This is a genomic window from Streptomyces sp. NPDC059371 (assembly GCF_042751995.1).
Lineage (GTDB): Bacteria > Actinomycetota > Actinomycetes > Streptomycetales > Streptomycetaceae > Streptomyces.
The window spans coordinates 1-6,701 of record NZ_JBHYXD010000185.1; the positions used below are offsets into that span (position 1 = coordinate 1).

The window sequence follows — 6,701 nt, forward strand, 5'->3', positions numbered from 1 at the left end:
CGGCGGACGTCCGCCGGCGCCCCCGTCCGCCGGGAATGCCCCGCCGACCGGCGCACGCCCACCGCCGTTCGCCGCACACCCGCTTCACGTAACCGAATCCCGACCCGGAAGGTCTCCCATGGCCACGATCGTGTCCGTCTCCGGAAGCCCCTCTCCCACCTCCCGCACCACACGGCTCCTGCGTCACCTGGACGACCGGCTCCGCCTCCACGGCCATGAGGTGATTCCGCTGGAGGTACGCGCGCTGCCCGCCCACGCGCTGCTCGGGGCCGACTTCCAGCACCCCGCCATCGTCGAGGCGGCCGCCCTCTTCGAGGGGGCGGACGGGGTGGTGATCGGCACGCCCGTGTACAAGGCGGCCTACTCCGGCCTGCTGAAGTCGTTCCTGGATCTGCTCCCGCAGTACGCGCTGGCCGGCAAGACCGTGCTGCCGCTCGCCACGGGTGGCAGTACGGCCCATGTGCTGGCCATCGACTACGCGTTGCGTCCGGTGCTCACGTCCATGGGCGCGTCGCACATCGTGCCCGGCTGGTTCACCCTAGACAAGGACATCACCGCCGGTGAGGACGGCACGGCCGTGATCGCACCCGTCGCAGCCCAGGCACTGGCACAGGTGACGGACCACTTCTCGGCCGCGCTGGGAGGCCGTACGACCGCACTCGCGTCGACCGGCTGAACCGGCCGGCCGGCACCGCCCCGCGCATCGTGGATGTCAGTCCCCGGTGCCAGGGTGGAACCATGTGTCCTGTGCCGTCAGTTCGTCGTCAGAACCGGCGGGCCCACCTCAAGCCGCCCCGGCGGTCTGCTTCTCAGAGGCTGAGCGGACCGCAGGTCAGCCGGTAGGCCTCCTGGATCCAGGACTCCTTGACATGCGGGTTCACTCCGCAGGCCAGGGACGCGCTCCCACCGCCGAACCAGGTGCTCACGCTGCCGTGGACGTCACGGCCGGGGCAGGCCACGGTGAAGCTCGCGTCGACGGCCTGGACTGCCTCGGCCTCGACGAAACGCCCCGCGTGCCCGTGCGAGTCGACCCGGACCGGGTAGCGCCGCCGATCGGCGGACTCTTCCCCCGGAGCGGCCAGTTGCTCGACGTCCCGCTTGAGGCGCTTGGCGAGCGCGGCGAGGACCTGGCTCTCTGACACGCGGTCGTCGCTCGTGCTGACCTGGGGCGCGATGTTGCGCACGAGCCCGGGGTGGAACGTGACCCAGCCGTCGCTCTCGCGGACGTTCACGACCGATGAGACTTCGGTGAGTCGCCGCTCCCGGTGCACCGAGGTCCACCGGACGGCTCCGCCCGCACAGGACGGCGTGGACGCGGTGGCCTTCGTCCCGGCCTCGGCCGTCGCCCTCGCCACCGGTTTCCCGGTCGCCGTCGTACAGGCCGCCGCGAACGGCAGCACCGCGCACAGCAGCGCCACCGTCGCCCACCCATGAAGTCGGGTCATCCCGCTGTGCGCCATTCGCTGTCGTTCCGCTCACTCAAGTGCCGGACCCGGCCGTTCGGGCCATGGGCTCCAAGATCCGGGAGTCTGCGAATATAGGCTCTCTGACCAGCAAAAACGGAGTTCGTGATGCGGTCGTGACGCCCCGGCGCGGTGTGCGTGCCGCCCTGGTGGGTGCGGCGGGACGGGCCGTTCACGGCTCGCCCGTCCCGCCCCCCCCCCGGAGGCCGATGCCGGCTCACGTCGTGCGCCACTCCTCGGCCAGCAGTTCGTACGACCGCACCCGGTCCGCGTGCTCGTGGGTGATCGTGGTGATGAGCAACTCGTCGGCCCCGGTCGCCTCCTGGAGCTGGGCCAACTGGCCGGCGACCCGTTTCGGGGAGCCGACGAACTGGGTGTCGAGGCGGTCCTGGACGAGTGCCCGGTCGGCGTCCGACCAGATGTGGGCGCGCGCCTCGTCCGGAGTGGGGAACTGGATGGCTCCCTCGGCCGTACGGATGCTGCGGACCCACAGGCCGTATCCCGCGGCGAGTTCGCGGGCCTTCTCGTCGTCCTCGGCGACCACGACGTCCGCGGACACGGTGACGTACGGCTTGTCGAGGACGACGGAGGGCTGGAACGCCGCCCGGTAGCCGTCCACCGCCTCCAGCACGGTCGCCGGACTGACGTGGTAGTTCGCCCCGAACCGCAGTCCGTTGCGGCCCGCGACGTCGGCGCTCTGCCCGCCACTGCTGCCGAGGATCCAGAGTTCCAGTTCGGCGCCCTCGCCCGGGACGGCATGCGCCTCGACCCCGTCCGCGGAGCGGTAGGTGCCCGCGAGCAGCGCGAGGATGTCGTCGATCTGCTCGCCGTAGTCCTGCGACTCGGCGTGGGGCTGCTGGAGGAGGGTGCGCTGCAGGGCGACCCGTGGTGAGCCGAGAAGGTGTTCGAAGGAGAAGCGGGCCGGTATGCGGAGCCCGTTCGGGGCGCGGCCGTCGACCACGGGGGTCGCGGTCGCCGGCGGAGCGGCGGACTTGCCGGGCGGCCGGCCGCCGGAGCGTCCGAGGCCCAGGTCGAAGCGCCCGGGGTGCAGCGCGTCGATCAGGCCGAACTCCTCCACCGTGGACAGGGCGGTGCGGTGACCGAGTTGCACGGCACCCGCGCCGAGCCGGATGGTCGAGGTCGCGGAGGCCGTCAGAGCGAGGACGACCGCGGGCGAGGTTCCGGCCACACCCGGGTTGAGATGGTGTTCGGCGAACCAGTAGCGGGTGTACCCGAGGTTCTCGGCCCGCTGGGCCAGGTCGATCGAGTTGCGCAGCGCGTCCGCGGCGGTGGAACCCGAGGAGATCGGGATCAGGTCGAGGACGCCGAGAGGGATTTCGGACATGTGCGGAGGCCTCCTCAGCGCTCGGCGGATATGCGGATGGGGTCGGGAACGGTCGGCGCCGGGGACTTCACGACGCCGCCCGGCCGGCGTACGCCTCGGCGTCGGGGTGGGCGAGGCCGAGGTGGTCGCGCAGGGTGGTGCCCTCGTACTCGGTGCGGTGGACGCCGCGTTCCTGGAGGAGCGGGACGACCTTGTCGGCGAAGGCGTCGAGGCCGCCCGGGGTGATGTGCGGGACGAGGATGAAGCCGTCGGATGCGTCGGCCTGGACGAAGTCGTTGATGGTCCGGGCGACCGTGGCCGGGCTGCCGACGAAGGCCTGCCTGCTGCCGGTCTCGATGACGAGGTCGCGGATGGACCACTTGTTGGCGGCGGCCCGTTCGCGCCACTCACGGGCGGTGGCCAGCGGGTCGCGGTACATGCGGACCTGGGCGCGGCCCCGGGCGACGGTGTGTTCGCCGAGGTCCGGGTCGATGTCGGGAAGCGGGCCGTCCGGGTCGTACGCGGACAGGTCGCGGTTCCAGACGAACTCCAGGTGCTTGATGGCGGTCGCGCCGCTGACCTGCAGGCGTCGCACCTCGCGGGCCTGCTCCTCCGCCTCGGCGTCGGTGTCCCCGAGCACGAAGGTCGCGGCGGGCAGGATCAGCAACTGGTCGGAGCGGCGGCCGTACCGGGCTAGCCGCCCCTTGACGTCCGTGTAGAAGGCCTGGCCCTCCTTGAGGGTGGAGTAGCGGCTGAAGATGGCGTCGGCGCTCGACGCGGCGAACTCGCGGCCCTCCTCGGAGTCACCCGCCTGGAAGATCACCGGGCGGCCCTGCGGGGAGCGCGGGACGTTGAACTGCCCCTCGATGTCGAAGTGCTGTCCGTGGTGGACGAAGGCTCCGGCCTTGGCGTCGTTCAGGAAGGTGCCGCCCGCCCGGTCGGCGACGATCTCGTCCCCGTGCCAGGAGTCGAAGAGTTCGTTGGCCGTGGCCAGGAACTCCTTGGCCCGCGAGTAGCGCTCCTCCTGCGGCAGGAAGCCGCCGCGGCGGAAGTTCTCGCCGGTGAAGGCGTCCCAGGAGGTGACGACGTTCCAGGCGGCGCGCCCGCCGGAGAGGTGGTCGAGGCTCGCGAACTGGCGGGCCACCTCGTAGGGCTCGTTGAAGGTGGAGTTGATGGTGCCGGTCAGTCCGAGGTGTTCGGTGACGGCGGCCAGCGCGGCGAGCACGGTGAAGGTGTCGGGGCGGCCGACGACGTCCAAGTCGTAGACGTGTCCGCCCTGTTCGCGCAGCCGGAGGCCTTCGGCGAGGAACAGGAAGTCGAACTTGGCGCGCTCGGCGGTGCGGGCGAAGTGCGCGAAGGAGCTGAACTCGATGTGGCTGCCGGCCTCGGGGTCGCTCCACACGGTGGTGTTGTTGACGCCGGGGAAGTGCGCCGCGAGGTGGATCTGCTTGAGCGGCTTGCTCATGGTCGGGGGTCCTTCCGGCTCAGGCGGTGGTGGCGTAGCGGTTCGCGGGGCGGGCGAGCCCGAGCAGTCCGCGCAGGGTGTCGGCCTCGTAGGCCCGCCGGAACACGCCCCGGCGCTGGAGTTCGGGTACCAGTCCCCGGGTGATCGCGGGGAGGTCGTGCCCGGCGACGGCGGGCCTGAGCCGGAAACCGGACAGTCCCGCCTCGCCCAACTCCTGGAGAAGATCGGCGAGTTCGGTGGGCGTTCCGGTGAAGATCCGGGCGTCGCTCGTGTACGGGTGGCCCGCGAGGGCGTCCAGTCGCTCACGGCGGGCCTCGGCGGCACCGGGGGCGTCGTCCAGGAAGACCACGAGGTCGCCGAAGACGTGCACGGTCTCGTCCCCGCGGCCGGCCGCGGTCTGTTCCGCGCGGATCTCCTCGACGACGGCACGCGCCTGGCCTGCGTCGTGCGGGGTGACGTAGCCGACGTCGGCGGCCCTGGCCACCAGTCGGTACGGGACGGTGGCATGGGCCAGGGCGCTGACGATCGGCTGACCCTGGGGCGGCCGGGGCGTGATCGAGGGGCCCTTGACGCTGAACCGGCGGCCCTCGAAGTCGATGTAGTGGAGCTTGTCGCGGTCGATGAAACGGCCGGTGGCGACATCGCGTATCTCCGCGTCGTCCTCCCAGCTGTCCCAGAGCCCGCGGACCGCCTCGACGTAGTCGGCCGCCTCGTCGAAGAGGTCGGTCACGAGTTCCTGCCCGGTGGGCGTGCCGTAGTCCTCGACGCGGAACGGCGGGATCGTACGGCGTCCGAAGTGCGCGGCCTCGTTCTGGCGTGCCGAGACCTGGACGCGTACACCCGCACGGCCGGTGCTCACATAGTCGAGGGTGGCGATCGCCTTGGAGATGTGGAACGGCTCTGTGTGGGTTGCGATGACGGTTGGCACCACGCCGATGTGACGGGTCAGCGGCGCGATCCGCGCGGCGATGAGGACGGCGTCCAGGCGGCCGCGGACCTGGTCGGTGCGGCCGTCGGGTTCCGTGGGCGAGGAGGACTGGAGGCCGAGGGCGTCCTCGATGGTCACGAAGTCGAGCAGACCGTGCTCGGCCTCGGCGACCAGATCGGCCCAGTAGGCGGCGGTGAGCAGTTCACCGGGACGGGCGACGGGTTCGCGCCAGGCGGCCGGGTGCCATCCGGCGCCGTCGAGGGCGACGGCGAGGTGCAGAGGAGAGGGTGACGAGGACACGGGAGGTGCCTTCCTGATCGGCCGTACGAGGAATCGCGCCCCGGCGGGCGGGGCGGGGCTGTGTGGGAACGGGTCAGGGGCGACAGAGCGCGCCGGCGACCCGCAGCAGATCGATGTGCGGCCGGCCGTACAGGTGCAGGGGCGGGGGCGCGAGCGGTCGCGGCGCGCGGCGGGACACACGACGCATGTGTCTCACCTCCGCCCCCTCGGCCCGGTACTCCCGGGTCCCTCGTCCGCCCGGCCCGTGCGGGTCCCCGCCGGGGTGCCGCACGGTCCTCGACAGGCCCAACCTCACTGGTGCGCCGTTTCTTCCGGCTGCCCGGCCTCTTCCTGCCTCGCGGGCAGGGTCCGCTGTCCGCCGGGGGTGCGGACGAGCACGAACCGTGTGCGGCGGCGCAGGGTGAACCCGATCGACTCGTAGAGCCGGATCGCGTTCGTGTTGTCGGCGGCGGCGTGGAGGAAGGGGGTTTCTCCCCGCTCCCTGATCCCCGCCGCGACCGCCCGGACGAGGCGGGTGGCCAGGCCTTTGCCCCGGTGGTCGGGATGGGTGCACACGGCGCTGATCTCGGTCCAGCCCGGCGGGTGCAGGCGCTCGCCTGCCAGGGCGATCAGTCGGCCGTCTTCCCGGATGCCGAGATAGGTGCCGAGCTCGACGGTGCGGGGCAGGAAGGGGCCCGGCCGGGTGAGGGCGATCAGGTCGAGGATCTCGGGCACGTCGGCGAGGCCGAGTCGTACGGCTTCCGGCGCGGGCTCGGAGTGCAGCGTGGTGGCGGTCAACTGGACCCCGTCGCCGCTGTGTTCGATCGTCCAGCCGTCGGGAACGGACTGGACCGCGGTGACCGGGGTGACCGCTCCCGGACCCACCAGTTCGGCCAGGTCGTCCCACGAACGCGGGTCGGCGGGGTCCGCGAGGGCGGTGAACGGGGACACGTCCGCGGGATAGCGGGCGGCCCGGCCGACGCGTTCGGCGAGGTGGGCGTGCGGACCTGTCAGCGCGGCCCACGCGGCGTTGTCGAGGACGTGCGGTGGGGTCGGACGCGGGGAAGGGGCGGGTGCGGGGTGGACGCTGGTGGACATGGCGGTGCGGGTTCTCCATATCTGGAACGCGGCCGGACGCGCCCCGGGACCCCCCCCCCCGCGCGCGGGGGGGCCCCCGGGGGGCGCCCAAGAACCACGCGGCGCCCCCCCCCGCGGCGGCGGGGGGCGCGCGCGGGCCCCCCC

At 72.4% G+C, this 6,701-nt stretch carries 8 protein-coding genes; 2 read left to right on the forward strand and 6 right to left on the reverse strand.

Features of this window, described 5'->3' with window-relative positions; genetic code table 11:
- Positions 1-118 precede the first annotated feature (118 nt).
- The gene (gene ssuE, locus ACFXGX_RS42785) at positions 119-676 is read left to right on the forward strand and encodes an NADPH-dependent FMN reductase (protein ID WP_384803785.1); all 558 of its coding nucleotides are present in this window, start codon (positions 119-121) and stop codon (positions 674-676) included.
- A 133-nt stretch (positions 677-809) separates the two neighbouring features.
- On the opposite strand, the gene ACFXGX_RS42790 is transcribed toward ssuE, so the two are convergent.
- Complete coding sequence (locus ACFXGX_RS42790) at positions 810-1,232, reverse strand: hypothetical protein (protein WP_384803788.1); 423 nt, start codon at positions 1,230-1,232, stop codon at positions 810-812.
- 16 nt (positions 1,233-1,248) lie between these two features.
- Here ACFXGX_RS42790 and ACFXGX_RS42795 point away from each other — a divergent pair, with 16 nt between their 5' ends.
- Entirely contained in the window at positions 1,249-1,434 is a 186-nt protein-coding gene (locus ACFXGX_RS42795; RefSeq protein ID WP_384803791.1) for a hypothetical protein, read from the forward strand.
- 246 nt (positions 1,435-1,680) lie between these two features.
- On the opposite strand, the gene ACFXGX_RS42800 is transcribed toward ACFXGX_RS42795, so the two are convergent.
- The 5 genes from ACFXGX_RS42800 to ACFXGX_RS42820 form a co-directional block, all read right to left on the reverse strand.
- Positions 1,681-2,808, reverse strand: a complete 1,128-nt coding sequence (locus ACFXGX_RS42800; RefSeq protein WP_384803794.1) for an MsnO8 family LLM class oxidoreductase — start codon at positions 2,806-2,808, stop codon at positions 1,681-1,683.
- Positions 2,809-2,875: 67 nt separating this feature from the next.
- On the reverse strand, positions 2,876-4,252 hold the full coding sequence (locus ACFXGX_RS42805) for an NtaA/DmoA family FMN-dependent monooxygenase (RefSeq protein ID WP_384803797.1): 1,377 nt from the start codon (positions 4,250-4,252) through the stop codon (positions 2,876-2,878).
- A gap of 19 nt (positions 4,253-4,271) precedes the next feature.
- The gene (locus ACFXGX_RS42810) at positions 4,272-5,480 is read right to left on the reverse strand and encodes an LLM class flavin-dependent oxidoreductase (RefSeq protein WP_384803800.1); all 1,209 of its coding nucleotides are present in this window, start codon (positions 5,478-5,480) and stop codon (positions 4,272-4,274) included.
- A 73-nt stretch (positions 5,481-5,553) separates the two neighbouring features.
- Positions 5,554-5,667, reverse strand: coding sequence for a putative leader peptide (locus ACFXGX_RS42815; RefSeq protein WP_384803802.1), 114 nt, complete (start codon positions 5,665-5,667; stop codon positions 5,554-5,556).
- A 104-nt stretch (positions 5,668-5,771) separates the two neighbouring features.
- Positions 5,772-6,557 (reverse strand): GNAT family N-acetyltransferase, encoded by a 786-nt coding sequence (locus tag ACFXGX_RS42820; protein ID WP_384803805.1) that lies wholly within the window; start codon positions 6,555-6,557, stop codon positions 5,772-5,774.
- Positions 6,558-6,701 lie beyond the last annotated feature (144 nt).